18 protein-coding genes are annotated in these 21030 nt (G+C 30.4%); 7 read left to right on the forward strand and 11 right to left on the reverse strand.

The features are described 5' to 3' along the window. The first annotated feature begins 114 nt into the window (after positions 1 to 114). Together DP68_RS15335 and DP68_RS15340 are read left to right on the forward strand one after the other, a co-directional pair. Positions 115 to 621, forward strand: a complete 507-nt coding sequence (locus DP68_RS15335; protein WP_035311079.1) for an aromatic acid exporter family protein — start codon at positions 115 to 117, stop codon at positions 619 to 621. After that, positions 605 to 2725 (forward strand): ATP-dependent helicase, encoded by a 2121-nt coding sequence (locus DP68_RS15340; RefSeq protein ID WP_052085841.1) that lies wholly within the window; start codon positions 605 to 607, stop codon positions 2723 to 2725. Before DP68_RS15335 ends, DP68_RS15340 begins: the two co-directional genes overlap by 17 nt. Before the next feature lie 356 nt (positions 2726 to 3081). Here the strand turns inward: DP68_RS15340 and clpB are convergent, their stop codons facing one another. The 6 genes from clpB to DP68_RS15365 form a co-directional block, all read right to left on the reverse strand. Beyond that, positions 3082 to 5688, reverse strand: a complete 2607-nt coding sequence (clpB, locus tag DP68_RS15345) for an ATP-dependent chaperone ClpB (protein WP_035311080.1) — start codon at positions 5686 to 5688, stop codon at positions 3082 to 3084. A 453-nt stretch (positions 5689 to 6141) separates the two neighbouring features. Beyond that, entirely contained in the window at positions 6142 to 7398 is a 1257-nt protein-coding gene (locus DP68_RS15350; RefSeq protein ID WP_035311082.1) for a helix-turn-helix transcriptional regulator, read from the reverse strand. Positions 7399 to 7415: 17 nt separating this feature from the next. Then, positions 7416 to 8720 (reverse strand): helix-turn-helix transcriptional regulator, encoded by a 1305-nt coding sequence (locus tag DP68_RS15355; RefSeq protein ID WP_035311084.1) that lies wholly within the window; start codon positions 8718 to 8720, stop codon positions 7416 to 7418. Between the two features lie 177 nt (positions 8721 to 8897). Further along, positions 8898 to 9062: a YtxH domain-containing protein gene (locus DP68_RS19755; RefSeq protein ID WP_186431236.1), complete on the reverse strand. Its 165-nt coding sequence runs from the start codon at positions 9060 to 9062 to the stop codon at positions 8898 to 8900. Between the two features lie 143 nt (positions 9063 to 9205). Continuing rightward, on the reverse strand, positions 9206 to 11401 hold the full coding sequence (locus DP68_RS15360; protein ID WP_035311086.1) for a DNA topoisomerase III: 2196 nt from the start codon (positions 11399 to 11401) through the stop codon (positions 9206 to 9208). A 146-nt stretch (positions 11402 to 11547) separates the two neighbouring features. After that, positions 11548 to 12849: a folylpolyglutamate synthase/dihydrofolate synthase family protein gene (locus tag DP68_RS15365; RefSeq protein ID WP_035311087.1), complete on the reverse strand. Its 1302-nt coding sequence runs from the start codon at positions 12847 to 12849 to the stop codon at positions 11548 to 11550. Between the two features lie 162 nt (positions 12850 to 13011). Between DP68_RS15365 and DP68_RS15370 the strand changes: the two genes are divergently transcribed. The 3 genes from DP68_RS15370 (at position 13012) to folK (ending at position 15279) form a co-directional block, all read left to right on the forward strand. Next, positions 13012 to 13500: an HD domain-containing protein gene (locus DP68_RS15370; protein ID WP_291549713.1), complete on the forward strand. Its 489-nt coding sequence runs from the start codon at positions 13012 to 13014 to the stop codon at positions 13498 to 13500. A 65-nt stretch (positions 13501 to 13565) separates the two neighbouring features. Next, positions 13566 to 14372: a dihydropteroate synthase gene (gene folP, locus DP68_RS15375; RefSeq protein WP_035311157.1), complete on the forward strand. Its 807-nt coding sequence runs from the start codon at positions 13566 to 13568 to the stop codon at positions 14370 to 14372. Positions 14373 to 14430: 58 nt separating this feature from the next. Beyond that, positions 14431 to 15279, forward strand: a complete 849-nt coding sequence (folK, locus tag DP68_RS15380; protein ID WP_035311092.1) for a 2-amino-4-hydroxy-6-hydroxymethyldihydropteridine diphosphokinase — start codon at positions 14431 to 14433, stop codon at positions 15277 to 15279. A gap of 212 nt (positions 15280 to 15491) precedes the next feature. Here the strand turns inward: folK and DP68_RS15385 are convergent, their stop codons facing one another. Both DP68_RS15385 and DP68_RS15390 read right to left on the reverse strand, forming a co-directional pair. Beyond that, on the reverse strand, positions 15492 to 16481 hold the full coding sequence (locus DP68_RS15385; protein WP_363330963.1) for a diaminopimelate dehydrogenase: 990 nt from the start codon (positions 16479 to 16481) through the stop codon (positions 15492 to 15494). A 118-nt stretch (positions 16482 to 16599) separates the two neighbouring features. Beyond that, positions 16600 to 17067: a staygreen family protein gene (locus DP68_RS15390; protein ID WP_035311095.1), complete on the reverse strand. Its 468-nt coding sequence runs from the start codon at positions 17065 to 17067 to the stop codon at positions 16600 to 16602. A 125-nt stretch (positions 17068 to 17192) separates the two neighbouring features. Between DP68_RS15390 and DP68_RS15395 the strand changes: the two genes are divergently transcribed. Together DP68_RS15395 and DP68_RS15400 are read left to right on the forward strand one after the other, a co-directional pair. After that, entirely contained in the window at positions 17193 to 17852 is a 660-nt protein-coding gene (locus DP68_RS15395) for an SIMPL domain-containing protein (RefSeq protein WP_035311097.1), read from the forward strand. A 106-nt stretch (positions 17853 to 17958) separates the two neighbouring features. Next, positions 17959 to 18417, forward strand: coding sequence for a ferritin-like domain-containing protein (locus tag DP68_RS15400; RefSeq protein ID WP_035311098.1), 459 nt, complete (start codon positions 17959 to 17961; stop codon positions 18415 to 18417). A 148-nt stretch (positions 18418 to 18565) separates the two neighbouring features. Here the strand turns inward: DP68_RS15400 and lepB are convergent, their stop codons facing one another. The 3 genes from lepB to DP68_RS15415 form a co-directional block, all read right to left on the reverse strand. Then, positions 18566 to 19114 (reverse strand): signal peptidase I, encoded by a 549-nt coding sequence (gene lepB, locus DP68_RS15405; RefSeq protein WP_035311100.1) that lies wholly within the window; start codon positions 19112 to 19114, stop codon positions 18566 to 18568. Positions 19115 to 19125: 11 nt separating this feature from the next. Then, positions 19126 to 20157, reverse strand: coding sequence for a hypothetical protein (locus tag DP68_RS19040; protein ID WP_052085842.1), 1032 nt, complete (start codon positions 20155 to 20157; stop codon positions 19126 to 19128). 79 nt (positions 20158 to 20236) lie between these two features. After that, positions 20237 to 21025 carry a hypothetical protein gene (locus tag DP68_RS15415; RefSeq protein WP_035311104.1) on the reverse strand — a complete coding sequence of 263 codons (789 nt, stop codon included), beginning with the start codon at positions 21023 to 21025 and terminating at the stop codon, positions 20237 to 20239. Between the last annotated feature and the right edge of the window lie 5 nt (positions 21026 to 21030).

Genomic DNA, 21030 nt, shown 5'->3' on the forward strand with positions numbered 1-21030 from the left:
TTTACATAATTTTCTGCATTGAACTTATTACAATTTAATTTTATGATATAATTTATATGTGAATTTTATAAGGATATTTGATATAAATTATATTCAGTAATATGAGGTGATAAAATGTTAACTACGCAAATAGGTCTTAGAAATATTAAAACCTCTTTATCTGTAGTATTATGTATATTATTATTTCAAGGTATACACAGACCTTATCCTTTTTATGCCTGCATTGCTGCAGTAATATGTACTCAAAGCACTGTTGACCAGTCCTTCAAATCTGGCATTGATAGACTGATCGGAACGGCAATAGGCGGATTTTTAGGAATGTTTTTATGCTTCCTCCAAGAAACCTTTCCATTTTTTGTACTTCATGCACTTCTTACTGGTATTGGAATAATGCTTACTATATTTATTTGTAATGCCATAGGACGTAGAGGAGCTTGTTCTATAGGCTGTATTGTTATTTCAGCTATAATGACAAATTTAAAGGATGTTCCCTATACCCTTTATGCATTAAATAGAATGCTTGATACATTTATCGGTATAATAATTGCATTACTTATAAACAAATACTTTTTCACAAGATATAGCAAGGAACAGGAGAAACTTAATGATATCCCAAGATAAATTTTTAGAAGTTATTAAATCCTTAGATATAAATTTGACCACTTCTCAAATGGAAGCCGTGACCACTATCAATGGCCCTTTAGCCTTTATTGCAGTTCCTGGAGCTGGAAAAACTTTAACTGCCATTACAAGAATTGCAAATATGATATTGTGTCATGATATTCTTTCTGAAAACATACTAGCAATAACCTTCAGCAAAGCATCTGCTCAAGACATGAGAAAAAAATTTTATGATAGATTTGGTAATGTAGTTGTAGATAAAGTTCATTTCTCAACAATTCATTCCTTTGCCTATTCTGTAGTTATGCACTACAGCAAGCTCATTAATAAAAATTTTATATTAATTGAGGGAAATTCTAATATAAACAAAGGAATGATATTAACAGATCTTTATAGAAAGTATAATTATGAACATTTAAGTGAGGATAAGCTCGAAGAATTATCTAGCTATATAAGCTATATAAAAAATTCCATGCTTCGTTACAAAGATTTATTAAAGGAAGCTGAAGACATATTCCCTATACCTCACTTCCTTGATGTATATAAAAATTATCATGATATTATGGTAGCAAATAATTATCTTGATTTTGATGATATGCTTACTTATTGTTTAGTAATACTTGAAAAAAACACTGAACTTTTGAATAGATATAGAAGTAAATATAAATATATACTTGTAGATGAAGCTCAAGACACTAGTAAAGTACAGTATGAAATTATAAAACTTCTTGCAGCTCCTTTAAATAACTTATGCCTTTTGGGAGATGATGATCAAGTACTCTACTCTTGGAGAGCAGCTTTTCCTGAAGTACTTTTAAATTTCAAGAAAAATTATCCTAGTGGTGATATCGTATTTGCAGAGCAGAACTTTAGATCTACTAAATGCATTGTATCTGCTGCTAATGAATTTATTAAACAAAATAAAGACAGATATAGTAAAAATATGATTACAGAAAATACTCAAGGCTCAAATATAAAGCTTATAACCCTAACCTCTATAGATGAGCAATCTCAATATATTATAAATCACTTAAAAAAAGAAAGGGATTATAAAAATACTGCTGTGCTCTTTAGAAATAATATATCTGCCCTTCCCTTAGTAGATTTATTTAATGAAAATAACATTCCTTTTTATATTAAGGATGTGGTACCTCACTTTTTTAATCACTGGATAACAAAGGATATACTAAGGTTCTTAGAATTTTCTGAACGGCCTTTTGACTACAACATATTCAAAGATATATATTATAAGATGGGAACTTATTTAACCAAGCAAGATATTCAAAAGCTTTATTCTGAAATAGATAATAAAACAAGTATATTTCAAATACTAAATACAAAATATCCCGATAAAGGGTTTATAGATTTTCATATAAAATTTGATATCTTAAAGAATAAAAAAACCTTTGATGCTTTTTCATATATAGAAAATGAATTAGGATATAAAGATTATTTAAATAAATACGCTAAAGACTTTAAATATTCTATGGATAATATAAATACAATACTTACAACTCTAAAAGCACTTACTAGTAACACTGAGAACATAACTGAATTTAAGAAAAAGCTAAATGATTTAGAATTAACTATGCGTAAAGCAAAGTGTGTGACAGAAGGTGTTACTCTTGCCACCTTTCATAGCAGTAAAGGCTGTGAATGGGATACGGTATTTATAATAGATATGATAAAGAATATATTCCCAACTATAACAAGCATAAAAAAGGCAGTGGAAGATGATGATTTTACTGAACTTGAAGAGGAAAGGCGTCTTTGCTATGTTGCAGTAACCCGTGGAAAAAAACAGGTATATTTAATTCATCCCAAAGGTTCTAGTTCAGCATTTTTTGATTTCTTTCAAAAGTATAATAATAAAAAATTAGAGGAATCTCGAAAAAAAGATCAAGAAATTCAAAAAATGAAACAGGATAAGGAATTTAAAATTGCTCTAGACTCCTTAACTATAGGTAAAAAGATTACCCATAAGCAATTTGGAGAGGGGGAAATTATAAATTTAAAAGCTCCAAATATGGAAATTAGATTTTCAAGTAACATAACAAAAAACTTATCCATTGAGATTTGCTTAAAAAATGGACTGATCAAATAAAAAATGCGACATTTTAAACTAATGTTGGATGGTTCGTATAGAATTTACATCTAGGAAAGCGGTTCATTTCGCTAAAAGCGGCTAATATTTACAAATTTAAAATCCCTAAGTCTTCTAAACTCGCTATAGCTCAAACAGTAGAAGACTTTATACGGTATTTTAAATTTATAAACAAAGCCGCTTTAAAGCTTATTCAATGCTTTCTACGATGTAAATTCTATACTATATTCAACATTTAAAATATCACTCACACCTGTTCCAAGGAGGAAATTCAGTTCAGTGAATTTCAACAATAAATATTAATATTCAGTATTAACTATTAGCTAAAATACAGAATTAGTGATTAGAGACTAACTCTAAGCTCTTCCCACAACTAAACTTTCTCCATTTACATTTACATCTACCTTTACAGTAGTTCCTTCGTAAATTTCTCCCCTTATAATCTTTTTAGCAATGGCTGTTTCTAGGGTGTTTTCAATATAACGCTTTAAAGGTCTTGCTCCATAAACAGGATCATAGCCCTCCTCAGCCATAAGCTCTTTTGCTTTTTCAGTTATTTCTAATCCTATATTTCTATCGCTTAATCTGTGTCTTATATCTTCTAGGAATATATCAATTATTTTTGTTATCTGATTATTAGATAGCGGCTTAAACATTATAATATCATCTAATCTATTTAAAAATTCTGGCTTAAATCTTGACTTAAGTTCTCCTAAAACTTTATTTCTTATACTGTTATCTATTCCTTCCTCAACAGTATTATCTAATAGATGGCTGCTTCCAATATTTGAAGTCATAATTATTATTGAATTTTTAAAATCTACGGTTTTACCTTTATTATCTGTAAGCCTTCCATCATCTAATATTTGAAGGAATATATTAAATACGTCATCATGAGCTTTTTCAATTTCATCAAACAGTATTACACTATAAGGCTTTCTTCTAACAGCTTCAGTTAACTGTCCTCCTTCTTCATAGCCAACATATCCTGGAGGCGCACCTATAAGACGAGATACTGTGTGCTTTTCCATGTACTCAGACATATCTATTCTAATTATATTTTCTTCACTATCAAATAATGTTCTCGCTAAGGTTTTTGCAAGTTCTGTTTTACCAACTCCAGTTGGCCCTAAAAATATAAATGAACCAATAGGACGTTTTGGATCTTTCATTCCTGCTCTTGCTCTAATTACTGCATTAGATACTGCAGTTACTGCTTCTTCCTGTCCTATCACTCTATTATGAAGGTCTTCTTCAAGTCTTAAAAGCTTTTCTTTTTCTCCTTCAAGCATTCGAGATATAGGTATTCCAGTCCACTTAGAGATTATTTCAGAAACTTCCTGTTCTGTAACCTCTTCTTTAAGCATATTACCAGATTGATTTTCATTAATTAAACTTTCCTTTTCTTCAATTTGTTTTTCTATGATTGGAATAACACCATATTTCAGTTCTGCTACCTTATTTAGGTCATACTCCCTTTCAGCCTTTTCCAGCTTCCCTCGAGCATCATCAAGCTCTTCCTTAAGATTTCTAACTGATACTATTTGATTTTTTTCCTTTTCATATTTTGCGGTCATTTCCTTATCTTTATCTTTTAAATTACTGAGTTCCTTTTCTAAAACTTCAAGTCTTTCCCTTGAATATACATCCTCTTCTTTAGATAGCGCTTCCTTTTCTATTTCCATTTGAAATATTTTTCTTTTTATCACATCAAGCTCTGTTGGAAGACTATCTATTTCTGATCTAATCATAGCTGCTGCTTCATCTATTAAATCAATTGCCTTATCTGGAAGATATCTACCTTGAATATACCTTGAAGAAAGCTTGGCTGCAGACACAATTGCTGAATCATGTATTCTTACTCCATGATGTATTTCAAACTTCTCTTTTAGACCTCTAAGTATTGAAATACTGTCTTCTACCGTTGGTTCATCTACAATTACAGGCTGAAATCTTCTCTCAAGTGCTTTATCTTTTTCAATGTATTTTCTGTATTCATCAAATGTTGTAGCTCCTATACAATGAAGTTCACCTCTTGCTAGAAGTGGTTTTATAAGATTTCCAGCATCCATAGCTCCTTCACTCTTACCAGCTCCTACTATGGTATGAATTTCATCTATAAATAATATTATTTTTCCTTCACTTCCTTGAACTTCTTTAAGGACAGCTTTAAGTCTTTCTTCAAATTCACCCCTATACTTTGCACCAGCAATAAGTGCCCCCATATCAAGTGAAAATATAATTTTATTTTTAAGCCCCTCAGGTACATCTCCTCTTACTATTCTTTCAGCTAGACCTTCTACTATAGCTGTTTTACCAACTCCTGGTTCTCCAATTAATACAGGATTGTTTTTAGTTCTCCTGGAAAGTATTCTTACAACTCTTCTTATTTCTTCATCTCTTCCTATAACTGGATCAAGCTTATGAACCTTAGCATCATTAGTCAGATTTCTTCCATACTTGACTAATGCTTCATAGGTTCCTTCTGGGTCCTGAGTATCCACTCTTTGATTTCCTCTAATTTCAGACAAAACATTTAAGAAATTTTCTTTAGTTATTCCAAATTTATTTAATATATTTCCTACTTTACCTTTGCTATCTATGTCCATTATGGAAAGCATAATATGCTCAACACTTATATAAGAATCCTTAAACTTATTAGAAATATCTTCTGCTTTTATAAAAATTTCCTCAAATCTGCGAGTTGGATAAACAGCTCCACTCCCTGCTCCTTCTCCTAAAACCTTAGGCATGCTATTAAGTTCTTTATTTGTTTCATCATTAAGCATTCTTATATTTATTCCCATTTTCCCAAAGATATTTGGAATTAATCCATCATCTTGGGAAATCAAAGCTGAGAATAAATGTATTATATCGATTTGCTGATGATTATGTCTCACTGCAACAAGTTGTGCTTCATTTATAGATTGTTGAACCTTTAAAGTTAATTTTTCAATATCCACGCTAATCAACTCCCTTTTTAGTAACAAATATTTTCGTAATTAGTAAATCAGTACTAATAATAATTACTGATAACTAAACACCCCACCTATAATATTTATTTTTTACATATTACAATATTAAAATTCAGCTTCGTAACATAAGTCTTATGATAGTTATATATTATATTATAGGTCAAAGAAAGTCAAAGTCTAATATTTTAAGTAATTATTTGATTTAGATAAATATGTAAAGGAATAGTTTAATAAATGAATTTTTTAAAGTAATTTAATCATTATTACTACTTATTATTTATTATTTCCTATTTTATAATTATCTCCTACCGCTGTATCTTTTTAAGTATGTTAAAATATCAGTAGAATATATATTTTATCAAATTGTTACTACAATAAAAAAAGTTGCCTTTTGGCAACTTTCTAGATAAATAAGAATTTAATATTCACTATTGACTATATTTATATTTTCTTTTCTAAATTTATAGCTAAATTAAAATATTTTAGTGCATCTGATATACTATTAAGCTTATAGTACATCTCTCCCATTTCAAGATATCTTCTGTAAACTTCCTTCTTATTACCAAATCTCATAAGAGCGTCTAAAGAAAGATTCATATACATTTCCATAGAAGTATATTCCTTCTTTCTTCCTAAAATCACTGCTTTATAATGATATGCCTTTTCTATAAATCTTACATTATCTAATGCTATAGAATAATTTATAGTTTCATCTATAATTTTTTCTGCTTTTTCTAAAACATTATTATCCACAAGTTCGCTTATGCACATGAGCATAAAACTTACAAGTTGTATTCTATCATCCTTAGGATACTCCTTCAAAGCTCTTGTTATGTATTTTATACCATCATCTTTTTTATTGATTTTAATTAAAGTGATACCATAATCATTTAAAGCATTGCATTTAGCTCTTTGATTTTCTCCATAAAATGAAAGAGCCTTTTTTTCATATTTCGTAAACTTTTCTCCTTGAAGTCTCAATTCCAAAAGTGCTAAAAGGTGATAAACTCCTGCTTTTTTATAATCATCCTCAAAATAATTTATTAAGGCCGGTAATTCCTCAGCTACCTCATGAGCTTTTTCATAATCTTCTATCTTAATATAGCAATCACATTCATTAAATAAGGCCTTTCCAAGTAATTCCTGGTTATCCGATTCTTCTGCTGATTTCTTGATTGTATTATAATATCCTGCGGCTTCTCCATATTCCTCAGATTTATATAAATACTTGGCTAAATCCATGTAATATATCAAATAATTTTTATCTTCTCTGGTCTTTAAGCACATATCATAATATCTTGGTAAAAGCAACTGAAGTTTCTTTAGCTTATTTCTTTCTAAGTCAAATGTAAATAACATACTCATTATATCAAATGCTATATCAAAATACTTATATTCCTCAGCATAGGATAGATTATATTCTAAGCTCTTTTCATATTCATCCGGTTTCATATTTTTTTTCAAAAGTTCATTAATATTTTTTCTTATTTGACTTTTTATATCATTTTTTAAATATTCCGTATCCAAATCAAGTTTTTCCGCTAAATATTCAAGTACCCAATCCTCTGGAGCAATTTTATCATTCTCAATACAACTCATTTTAGATACTGATATTTTATCTCCACAAATGTATTTAAGTGTATATCCTTTATATATTCTTGCTCTTCTTATTTTTTCACCCGTAGACAGTATTTCCATAACCATTCACCTATTCCTTAAGACTGTTTTAATATACCTAGCTCTTTAAATATCTCAACTCCACAATTTAAATATTGTGCAGCTTCACCTTCCCTACCACTATCTATATAAAACTTTCCTAACATAATAGCAATTTCTGCCGTTTCTTTTTTATAATCCATATTCTTTACAAAGTTTAACGCTGTCAAAATAGTACTTTCAGCTTCTCTAATATCTCCCTGAAGCATATCCACCCTATATTTCAAAATATAATACTCTACAAGTGACTTATGATCACCATCTTTTATACTTTCCATTATTTCCTCAAGGGCTTTTTTAGAATTTACTACATCTTTTAATTTAATGTAATTTTCACAAATACTTATTAGCGTTTCTGTAAGTCTACTATCTTGATTAGTCTTTCTGAGTTCTTTAGCTTTATTTAAGTGTATAAAAGACTCTTCAATATTTTCAAATTCACAAAAAAGTTTTCCAAGGTTATTTTCAATTTCTGCTACATATATATCATCATTTATTTCATTAAATAATGCCAAGGTCTTTTTAGAATACTTTATGGCATTATTTATATCTCCCTTTTTATTGTACTCTTCTGCTATCATAAGCAAAGTATTGGCATATTCCTTCTTATTATTCAGTTGCCTAAATTTTTCCTTTGCAAGAAATGAGTAGTCCATAGCCTTGTCTATATTCTCAAGCTTAAAATTTGTATATGCCATATAATAATATATCTCTGCAAGTAAAAAATCATTTCCTATATTGTTATCATGGTATATCTTTTCAGCCTGTTGAAAATAACTAAAAGAGGAATAATAAGATTTAAGTTCTAAAGTTATTTTACCTAAATTTAAAAAAGTCTTTACTATTTCCTCGTATTTATTTTCTTTTATAAATATACCATTTGCAGAAAGAAAGCACTGCTGAGCTAATCCCATATCCTTTTTCATCATGTATATTATACCTCTTAAATACAGGTTTTTAGCCTTTCTATATTCTAATTCATATTTATCAGCATAATAAAGAGCTTTTTCTACATAACGTTCCGCAGATATCAAATTTTCACTTAATATGTGGGATTCTGCTATATTCTCGAAATATGTACATATCTTTTCAGCTTGTGTTTCTTCTGATTCCATAAAATATTCTACAGAAGTTTTTAAAGCTTCAGCTAAGTATTCTAAAAGATCCATACTAGGATTTGACTTTCCCGACTCTACAAGACTTATTTGTCCAGGTGTAATTCTAGCTCCTGCTAAATCCTTAAGAGTCATATCTAATTCTTTTCTTCTTCTTTTTATTTTTTCACCAAGAGACATTATTTCCATAGTCACTCTTCCTTTTCCCGATAATTCCAACAATACATATAATATAACTTATAATTTTACAAATTCTCTATATATTATAACATATTTTTTATCTAAACATTTAAATTTTGTTAAATATTATTAAATTTTAGGAAACATTATAAAAAAATAGAGTGACTTTTACAGTCACTCCATTTCTTATCGCATATAGTTCATCATACTGTCATATGCATCCATTGCTGAATGTCTCATTGTTCTTTGTGCTCTCTTAAGTCTCTTCCTTGTTCCTCTATCCATTTCTGGAACCATCATCATTGTAACTGCTGCTCCTAAAAGCATTCCTGTAATAACTTTACCCTTCATATCTATCCACCTCTTTTAAAAAGTAGTACATAAATATGTTGTGTAATTTTAAGCTTTTTTATCCTTATATAAATACAGGTATATTATGAGAATAAGTTATACTTTAATCTATTTATCCAATTTATTTATTTTTTAATATTAATTTACTCTAGCTTAAACTTTGCAAGCGCCTCTGCTAATGCTGAGTTAATTGGCTCATCTGCTTCTTTCTTTAATTTTTTCATATAATTATTTACTTCTCTTTTATCTGCTTTACCATCTTTATCAAATCTCTTTTTAAATTGACTTGCTTTTTCTCTAAAGCTACAATTAGCACCTATACATACATATATTTGACCTTCTCCTTCACCACGAAGTTCAAGCTTTTTCTTACACTCTGGACATCTTGCATTAGTAACTCTTGCAACACCTTTTCTATATCCACATTCCCTATCTTGGCAAACAAGCATTTTGCCCTTTTTAGTATTAACCTCTAGCATTGGCTTTCCACACTGTGGGCATTTATTTCCTGTAACATTATCGTGCCTAAATTTTTCTTCGCTGTTTTTTATTTCACCAACAACCTTATCAGCATAACTTCTCATTTCATTTATGAATGTATTTTTATTTAACTTTCCTTTTGATATGTAATTAAGCTTTTGCTCCCACTGTCCAGTAAGTTCAGGCGATTTTAACTCCTCAGGGACTAAATTTAGCAACTGTCTTCCCTTAGAAGTTATAAATATATCCTTACCTCTTTTTTCAATTAAAAATGTATTAAATAACTTTTCAATAATATCAGCTCTTGTAGCTACAGTCCCAAGTCCTCCAGTTTCTCCAAGAGTTTTGGCTATTTCCTTATCATTGGTATTCATATACTTTACTGGATTTTCCATAGCAGATAATAGGTTTCCTTCATTAAATGGTGCTGGCGGCTTAGTTTCCCCTTGATTTTGAGATGCTTTAATTACTTTTAAAACATCTCCCTTACTTAAGTTAGGTAATATTTGTTCTGAGGAATCTTCTTCACCATCATTTCCTGAAAAGTTATTTTCATAAATCTCTTTCCATCCCTGAAAAATAACTATTTTACCTTTTGCAGTAAAAGTTTCTTCTCCAATTTTAGCTTTTATTGAAGTTTCTTCATACTCAAAAGGAGGATAAAGTACACTTAAAAACCTTTTTACAACCAAATCATATATTTTTCTTTCACTATCATTTAATAAAGATAAAGTAGCTCTTTCTTCTGTAGGTATTATGGCATGATGATCTGAAACCTTACTATCATCTACAAAAGATTTATTGGCTTTTATCGGACTTTTAAGTATATTTAAAGCTGCTTTTGAATAGGGTCCTACTCCACATGCCTTAACTCTTTCCTTTAAAGTATCCACTATATCTGCTGATATATATCTAGAATCCGTTCTTGGATAAGTAAGTACTTTATAATTTTCATAAAGCCTTTGCATAATAGATAATGTTTCCTTTGCTGAGTATCCAAATATTTTATTTGCATCCCTTTGAAGTTCAGTTAAATCATAAAGTCCTGGGGCAAAGCTCTTTTTCAATCGCTTATTTACTTCTATAATTTCTGCATCTTTTCCTTTGATAGATAGCAGAATCTTATCAGAAAAATCCTTATTAAACGTCTTTGTATCATGGGTTTTACCATCCTGCCACGTAAGCTTTAAAGTACCTGCTTGTGCATTTATGCTGTAATAAGTTTTAGGCTTAAAGTTTCTAATTTCCTCTTCTCTTTTTCCAATCATAGCCAAGGTTGGAGTTTGAACTCTTCCACAAGAAAGCTGAGCATTATATTTACAAGTAAGCGCACGAGTGGCATTAATTCCTACAACCCAATCTGCTTCTGAACGTGCTTCTGCTGCAGCATATAAGCTTTCATATTCTCTACCATCTCTTAACTTATTGAAGCCTTCCTTGATTGCCTTATCTGTAACTGAAGAAATCCATAACCTTTTTATAGGCTTTTTTACATGAGCTTTTTCAATTATCCATCTAGCAACCAATTCTCCTTCACGCCCTGCATCTGTAGCTATAACAATTTCACTCACGTCTTTTCTATTTAGCTGTTCTTTAACAATATTGAATTGTTTACCTGTTTGCTTTATAACTACAAGCTTTAAGTATTTAGGGAGCATTGGTAAGTCCTCAATTTTCCATGACTTATATTTATCATCATAAGCTTCAGGATCAGCTAAAGTAACTAAATGCCCTAATGCCCAAGTAACTATATATTTTGCTCCTTCTATATATCCATTTCCTTTTTTATTGCAATTTAAAACTCTAGCTAAATCTCTTCCTACGGAAGGCTTTTCAGCTAAGACAACTATCTTATTCATATATTAACCACCTTTTCTTAATTCCTAACTTTATGGTTTTCATAATATCACAATGATAAAGATATTAAAAGAATTAGCTCAAAAAAACAAAATAGCTCTATATCTCTAGAGCTGTTTTTGTTTAACTTTAAACATATTAGTCCTTTTTACTTTATATTAAAATCACCTTGCATGATTAAATTTCTTGCCTCACCAACATAATATAATGATCCACATATACAAATTATGGAGCTATCTACAGACTCTGATAAAACTAGATCTATAGCTTCTTCTACACTACTGCATGCCCTGGTTTTAATATTATACTCTTTAATAGCTTCAGATAACGTTTGTGCATCCAAGGCCCTTTCGTTTTTAGGACTTACTGTAAGTATACTTTCCGATATAGATGCAATCTTATCTAGCATTTCCTTATAGTTCTTATCCTTTAAAACACCAAATATAAACTTAATCTTTTGTCCTTTAAAACTCGTCTTGAAAAATTCAGCAACAGTATTGATTCCATCAACATTGTGAGCGCCATCTATAAAGATTTTTGGTTTTGCACTAACTAACTCAAGTCTGCACTGCCATCTTGTGTTAATAAGTCCATTAACTAAGTTACTATTATCTATATTAAATCCATACTTTTTCAAAGCAAGAACCACCTCAATAGCAGTTGCAGCATTATCTACCTGATGTTTACCTAAAAGCTTTATTCTAAGATTTTTTATATTTTTATAATCAAACATTTGTTCCAGTTTATTTTGACTATCATGAACAAATATTTCTTCCTTATTTACGCAATTTAAGCTAGCATCATGTTTGTCACAATAAGACTTTATTAAAACAGGAACTGCCTGAAAATCTTGTGGTGATAAAACCACTAGGCTATTATCTTTTATTATTCCTGCCTTTTCTTTTGCTATATCTTCTATTTCATTTCCTAGAATATTAACATGATCATAACCAATTTTACTAATCACTGAAACTAATGGTTTCTCAATTACATTTGTTGCATCAAGTCTACCACCTAATCCAACTTCAAGTATAACAAAATCGCACTTTCTTTCATAAAAGTATAAAAAAGCAACAGTAGTTAATATTTCAAAACAAGTTAACCCTTCTTTATTCAAACTAGCACTTGATTCAATAACGCTTTTTACATGAGAAGTTATGCGAGCAAAATCATCATCACTTATAAATTCACTACCTGCTTTTATTGCTTCATTCATTTTGAGTAAATAGGGCGATGTATATATACCTACTTTGTATCCTGCATCCACTAATACATTATATGTATAATTTGCAATTGAGCCCTTGCCATTTGTACCAGCAATATGGATATATTTTTGTCCCTTGTCTGGGCTACCTAATTCGTTAAGTAATTTAGAGATTCTTTCAAGTCCTAAGTTTATTTTGTTGTAACTCAACTTTTCATAATAGCTCATCACTTCATTATATTTCATTTTATAACCCCCATCTTTTGATAACCTCTAGTATGACTTAATGATTATATTTTAACATGTACTACTCTTTTCCCCAACTTAAATTAGCATAATATATATGTTATAATAATTAAAATATAAAAACTTATATACAATAACTTAAATAACCTGAGGATGGGGGAAATTAATGTGACAGACAAGATAAATGCTATACTTCAAAATGAAAATTACAAAATTTACTTGGCTAAGAATGAAGAAAAAGAACAGACTAGAGAATTTTGTCATCATGATTTACAGCACTTTCTTGATGTGGCAAGAATAGCGCATATAATTAATTTAGAAAAAAGTCTTAATATAAATAAAGATATAATTTATGCTACCGCCCTTCTTCATGACATCGGCAGATGGATGCAGTATGAGAAAGGCATACCCCATGACAAAGCCAGCGCAGAACTTGCCTCTGATATACTTAGCGTATGCGGCTTTAATCAAAATGAAATTAAAGAAATCCTTTCTGCTATACTAATGCATAGAAAGATTTCTACAGATGAAAAAAGCTTAAGTTATTTAATTTGTCGCAGTGATAAGCTATCAAGGGCATGTTTTAACTGTAAGGCAACTTTGGAATGTAACTGGTCAGAAGAAAAGAAAAATCATAATATTAAATACTGATGTGGAATTTTTTGTTTAAATTGTATTCATCTAGAAAGGAGTTTAATTAATTTATGAGTAGAGTAATTAATATAGGTAACAAGGAGTTTGAGCTTGGCAGAAAAACCTACATAATGGGGATACTAAATGTAACACCAGATTCTTTTTCTGATGGCGGAAGCTTTAACAGCATTGATAGAGCATTGAAACATGCAGAAGAGATGGTTTCACTAGGAGCTGATATCATTGATATTGGAGGGGAATCCACAAGGCCTGGTCATATTATTGTATCTGAAGAAGAAGAAATTGAAAGAGTACTACCAGTAATAAAGGCATTAAAACTAAACTTTGACATACCAATTTCTATAGATACATATAAGGCAAAGGTTGCAGAGGCTGCAGTTAAAGAAGGTGCTGACTTAATCAATGATGTATGGGGCTTTAAGAAAGACCCGCTTATGGCAAAGGTTGCAGCAAAGCTTCAAGTACCCTGCTGCCTTATGCATAATAGGGATAATAAAAATTATAGTGATTTGATGACGGATGTATTATCTGACTTACAGGAATCTATAGATATAGCTTTAGATGCTGGAGTAAAGCCGCATAATATAATTATTGACCCAGGTATAGGCTTTGCTAAAACCTATGAGCAAAATTTAGCTGTGATGAATAATTTAGAGAAGTTAACTACTCTTGGCTTTCCTGTACTTTTAGCTACTTCAAGAAAATCAATGATAGGAAATACATTAGATTTACCACCTAAAGACAGAGTTGAAGGAACTGTAGCAACTACCGTTATTGGTATCATGAAGGGCTGTGATTTTGTAAGAGTACATGATGTTTTAGAAAACAAACGTGCCATTATGATGACAGATGCTATAGTCAGAATTTAAATATTTGATAGTAACATCACTTTTAGTTGTTTCACTTTTTAGCATTGGAGATGATTTTATGGATAAAATGTATATAAAAGACCTTGAAGTTTATGCCTACCACGGCGTTAATATAGAAGAAAAAAATATGGGCCAGAGATTTTTAATATCTATAGATTTATGGCTTAATTTAAGAGAAGCTGGCAAAAGCGATGATCTTTCAAAAACTGTTAATTATGCAGAGCTATGTCATAATGTTGAGAAGGAATTTACAAAAACAAAATATGACTTGATTGAAACATGTATTGAACAGCTAGCTCAATATATATTGTTAAATTATGAACCTGTTGAAAAAGTAAAGATACTTCTAAAAAAACCTTGGGCACCTATAGGAAAGCCTCTAGACTATGCTGCAGTGGAAATAGAAAGATCCTGGCATAATGCTTTTATTGGCTTAGGATCTAACATTGGAAATAAGAAGCAAAACCTTGAAGAAGCTATAGAATTCATGAATATTGAAACTACACGGGTAATAAAGCTCTCTAATTTTTACACTACTAAACCCGTAGGATATACAGAGCAGGATGATTTTCTAAATTGTGCTGTGGAGATAAAAACTCTACTCACTCCAAAAGAACTTATTGAGTTTTTATTAAAAATTGAAAAAGAACTAAGAAGGGAAAGAATTGTACGATGGGGTCCTAGAACTATTGATTTAGATGTACTCCTCTATGATGATATAATCACCTCCTTAGAGGAGATAATCATACCTCATCCTAGAATGCATGAGAGACTTTTTGTACTAAAGCCTCTTAGCGACATAGCTCCCTATATGATGCATCCAATTTTAAATAAAAGAATGATTGAACTAGAAGAGGAAGCTATTAAAATACAAAGTGGCGATGAAATTATTGATATATTAAAATAGTAATTTTAAATAATAACAATTGTTAAAGTCTCAGCTTACTTGTTTACTTATACTTATTTACAGTAAACATAGATATAAATGAACCTTTCTATTACATATTTAAGATAATTTTATTGATAAGTTTAAAATCATCTATTAAAAAGAGTTATTTTAAGTTTTTATAGAAATTTAAATCAATGTCATCTGTAATAGGAAGGTTATTTATTTTCAATTTACAATAGCTCTTCTCTAATGTCCTTAGAGTCCTTTGATGATAAATAAGATAATGGCACATCAAATACCGTTTTTGCCCCTTTTAATCCTTCTCTGTTCATACGAACAGCTGCTCTTGCATAAGCTACAAGCACGTTTGCTGTAAATTCCGGATTACTTTCAAGCTTCAACGAAAATTCAATTGTATGATTCGTACTATCCTTTCCTGTCTTTCCTCTATGAATTACAAAGCCTCCGTGCGGCATTTTAGAATGATTTTTCTTAAATTCCTCTTCATCTATAAAATAAACACTTGTATCATAGTCTAAAAAATAATTTGGTATACCTTTAATTTCTCTCTCAATTCTAGATAAATCTTCTCCGTCTTCTGCAACTACATAACACTGTCTTAAATGCATTTCTCTATCTGTAAGTTCAATATCGCTTCCTAAGCGTATCCTCTCTAACGCATTTTTTGTTGGAATAGTATACTCAATTCCATACTTTACCCCTTTTATACTACGAATAACATTAGAATGTCCTTGACTTACTCCAGGTCCCCAAAATGTATAAAATTGTCCATTAGGAAGTATCGATTCAGCTAAAAGCCTATTCATTGAAAATAGTCCTGGATCCCATCCTACTGATACTATACTTATGTGGTTATTTTCTATTGCCTTTTTATTCACTTCATCAAAGTACTCTGAAACTTTAGCATGGGTATCAAAACTATCTACTGTATTAAAATTTTCTGCAAATCTAGGGGTCTGTTTTGGAAGATCTTTTGCAGAACCTCCACACAAAATCATCACATCTATTTTATCTATGTAATGTTGAACATCATTTATACTAGCTACCTTTGTATTAGAACTTCCAGGTACTATACTTTTTGAATCCCTTCTCGTAAATATCACTTCAAGCTCCATATCAGAATTTTTTCCAATTGCAAATTCAACACCTTTTCCTATATTTCCATAACCTACAATACCTACTTTAATTTTCTCCACAATGTTACCCCCAATTTAATTCTTATGTTAAAATTTATGCTGAGTTAGTAAAATAAATTTATATTTTTATCACTTTACCTATTTAATTTTAAAAGTTATCACAGAAAACAGCTCTAAAACTTTAGAGCTGTTCTTCATAAATCTGATTATAGTCTTTAACAATCCCCCAGTATTCTATACGATTAACGTTTTCAATTATAGAGTCAAAATGTATATAAACTGGTGCATCATACAATTCATTATGAGCTTGAAAAAATTCCTTGTCCCCATGTATTATTGCTTGAAGGGCTAATGGAAGTTCCCGTGTAAAAAATTCATTTCTCTCATCTGGAGTTTTGGGATTAAATCTTCCATCTACATAAACATATGCATATAACTGAAGCTTTCCCTCTACCCTCCTCCATCTTACAAGAATTTCCTCCCTTGCGGATGTAATCTTATCATAAGCATAAGTAAGTCCTACATTTAAAAGCATTTGTTCTTCAGAATCTAAGTGGGTATAGGTGTAATGCCTTCCTAGTATTGATTGATTCTTAATAACTCCATCATCAAATTCAGTAATTAAATTTTCAGGATTTAACTTATCCATCCTTTCACCTTCTTTATTATTAGGCCAAAACATAAGCCCTTAATATTATATTATTGAAGGTTAAAAAATCTGTTACTGTTGAATATACTAACATAGATAATATTAAAAGAAAGGATATATGTTTTATGATGAATTATGACCTTTATTCTACAAATGCACAAAGTTTTAAAAAAGGTGCATTAAAAATCAACGGAACTTCAACTATAAAAGTAGAACCTAATATAGCTATTGTAAATTTAGGAGTTGTAACAGAAGATACGAATTTAGAAAAAGCACAAAGAGAAAATGCTATCAAAGTTACTTCTATTATAAACGAATTACTTAAGTTTGGCGTTTCTAAAGAGGACATTAGTACACTTACTTACAATATTGAACCCCAATATGATTATATAGAAGGAAAACAAGTATTTAGAGGATATAAAGTTACTAATATCTTATCAGTTACAATTAAAGATTTGTCTAAGGTAGGACAAATTATAGATGCTGCAGTCTCTAAGGGAGCTAATCGAGTAGACAACATTAAATTTACTGTAGAAAATCCATCGCCATATTATAATAAAGCATTAAGTCTTGCTATAATAAATGCTATAAATAAGGCAAGACAAGTGGAAAACACATTAAAAGTGAACATGTTTAAAACTCCATATAAAATTATCGAGCAAAGTTCTACTGAAAATGTTCAGGAAGTTGCAGACTTCAAAGTCCTCGCTGCTACAACCCCTATACTTCCTGGTCAGATCACCATAACCTCAAATATTGAAGCATTTTTTTATTATAAATATTAATACTTTGCATAGTTATTTCTTTAAGCCCCAAATTTTATATAATATATTTCTTTTAAAAGGGCACAATAATTTTGAAATTAATATAAATTGAAAGGGGTTTTTAAAAATGGCACTTACTAATAAGGAAAAAACTTTAATAGAGGATAATTTAAATGCGGAGTACTTATGTATAAGAAAATATGAACAATATGCTTCTATGGCATCAGATCCACAAATCAAACAGGTATTTCAAGACTTAGCAAATAAAGAACATCAACATGCAACTACACTTGAACAAATATTATCTCAAAACGGAGTAAATAATCAAAATATATTTAAAAGCTTTACTAAACCTCAAGGAGATTCATCAAATGTACAATCAAATCTCGGATTTACAGATGCACAACTTTTAAATGATGCATTATATACTGAAAAGCATGTTTCAAGTTCATACAATACTGCTGTATTAGAATCTGTTGATACTAATATAAGACAACAGCTTCAACATATTCAGCAAGAAGAGCAAGGTCATGCTGAAACATTATTTAAGACAATGAACTCAAAAGGTTGGTATGATGTACAATAAAATTTTCTAAGTATGACTTCCTATAAATAATAATTTATAAATTAAAACATCTCAATTCAATGAATTGGGATGTTTCTTTAATTATTGCTTGCTAAAAACACCCCTATTCCAATTATTGAAACGAGGTGTTTCTTAAAATTCATATATACTAAAATTTTAAGGGTTTCATAATTTTATAAGCTGGTAATATAGAAACTACTGCATAACCATCTATGCTGGACATTGGCAATGTTCCCATATCTTCATCTCTACTATCTAAGCTTTCCCCTGGAGTACGGTTATCTCCTAAAAAGAATATCTTATTTTCCTCTACATTTACTTCCTTCATATCATCTGATTTTCCATCGGTATATATTTCTGGAAGAGGACTGTTGTTTACATAAACAACTCCATCTTTAATTACTACTGTATCACCAGGAAGACCTATTACTCTCTTTATAATGCTGTATCCTTTGTCTTGAAGATTAATAACAATCACATCACCATGCTTTGGCTTACTAATGTGTGTTGACAACTTATTTACTAGCAAAAGACTTCCATCTCTTAATGTAGGACTCATAGAAACTCCTGATACCTTAGTAAGTCCTATAGAATTGTTAACTATAATATAAACTATCAAAAGTTTTAAAATAAACTTAGTCCATTCCTTAATAGAACTTTTCTCTGATACCTTTTTATCAGCTTTAGTTACTTCCATGGCTTATCCTCCTATTTGTCATTACCATTAGTCTTCTCTTCACTGCCACCATTATGATTTTCATTGAAATTTGAATTCATAGGTTCTTTGTTATCTTTATTACCATTGTTTGATTTATCTTCTTTATACTCTTTACTCTTATCTTGATCAGTATCCTTAGGTTTTTCTTCTTTTACATTACCTATTTCACTATCTTTGTCATTTTTAGCTTCTTTGCTGTCTTTTTTATCCTTTATATCTTTATCCTTGTTATCTTCTTTATTATCCTTATTCTCTTTACTATCTTTATCTTCTTTAACCTCTTTGTTATCAGAGTTTTCCTTATTATCTTCACTTACAGAAGAATCGTCTCCTGAAGGTTTTGGGTCTTCAACCTTGTCTCCCTCTGTTTTAGTGTTATCTATGTTATCTTCAGAACCTTGTTCCTTGTTATTTTCATCTTTATTTTCATCCACCTTTGGCTGTTCTGGCATAGTTGGTACTGGATTTTCTATTGGCTTAGGATTTGGCACTGGTTTTACAACTACATCTGGAACATACTGTAGTCTTGGAGCTTCATAATCTTCTCTTAATTCATCCATTGCATCTTTGGCATCTGACAAAATAATCATTAATTTTTCTCTTACCTGCTTTTTATCCTCTTCATTTGAAAAATTAGTGTTCTTAATAAGTTTGTTAACATGCTCTTCAATTTCTTTTTGTCGATTTTTTATCTCCTTTTCGGTATACTTGTCTAGCTCCCTTGAGGAAGCATCCATTTTATCTTGAAGTCCTGTCCTTAAATGATCCTTTTCAACTTCTAAATCACTTGCTAATGCAGTTGATATGGCCTTTTGAGCAATTTCAGCCTTTTTATTGTACCAACTTGTAAGAAGTCCATTTATATCTGCATCTGCAAAAGAAACTGAAGAATTTATCACAAAAGCTGCACCAAGAGCTGCTGCTCCTAAAGCTACCTTCTTTCTAAACATTTCTGCCTTTTGCTCTCTTCTTTTCTTTCTTTGATTTTTTTCCTTTTGTAATCTTTTCTCTCTCTTATTCATCCTCATACCACCCTTAATGTTTTATAATCCAAAACCCTAAGAGAGGGTTTTGGATTATAGAAAATAACTTATGGTTAAATTATTTTGCAGTTTCGTCAAATATTCCTTCTGCTAAGGCATCTAATGCAGTTTTTGCTTCTCCTTCAATTTTTGCTCCCTCATCTGTAATTGCTTTCTTTTTAGCAGCTTCTAAAGTATCAGTATCTGTTTTTATTTGAAGTTTTTTCTCAGAAATTTGATCATCAAGATGTGCTTTTACTTCATTAGTTGCAGCAGTTTCTTCAGCTTTTATTAAGTCACTAAGTTCCTTCTTTGCATCGACAATTTTCTGTGTTAAAGCATTAATTGCATTATCTTTAGTAGCAGTTACATCTTCATTAACCTTATTGAAGGAACTTGTTCCTTGATTATCAAGTGCTTTCTTTATATCTCCATTTGCATATGCCTGTGCTGAATCTGCATATCCATTAATCGTATTATTATATCGACTTACTGTAGTATCATATTGCCCTGGAGCACTTGATTTTATCTGATTAACTTTGTTATTTATATCATTTATATGCAAATCTAATTCTGCACCAATTTCTCTATTTGCTCTTGCGATTTCATTAGTTCCTGTATCAGTAACATTTGTTACTGAAGTATTTTTAGTACCATTGAACCAGCTGGTCAATTCTCCAATTTTACCGTTTCCATAAATAGATAAATCTTTCCATACTTGGGCTGAAGATGTTGAAAATTGCTTATTGTACCATGATTGTAACTGTCCTCCCGCATTTGTGTCAGCAAATACTGTTCCTGCTCCTCCTAATATACTTGCAAATACAACTCCAGCTATTACTTTGTTCTTTAATTCTTTTGATATCATTTTAA

Source organism: Clostridium sp. HMP27, assembly GCF_000765165.1.
GTDB lineage: Bacteria > Bacillota > Clostridia > Clostridiales > Clostridiaceae > Clostridium_AK.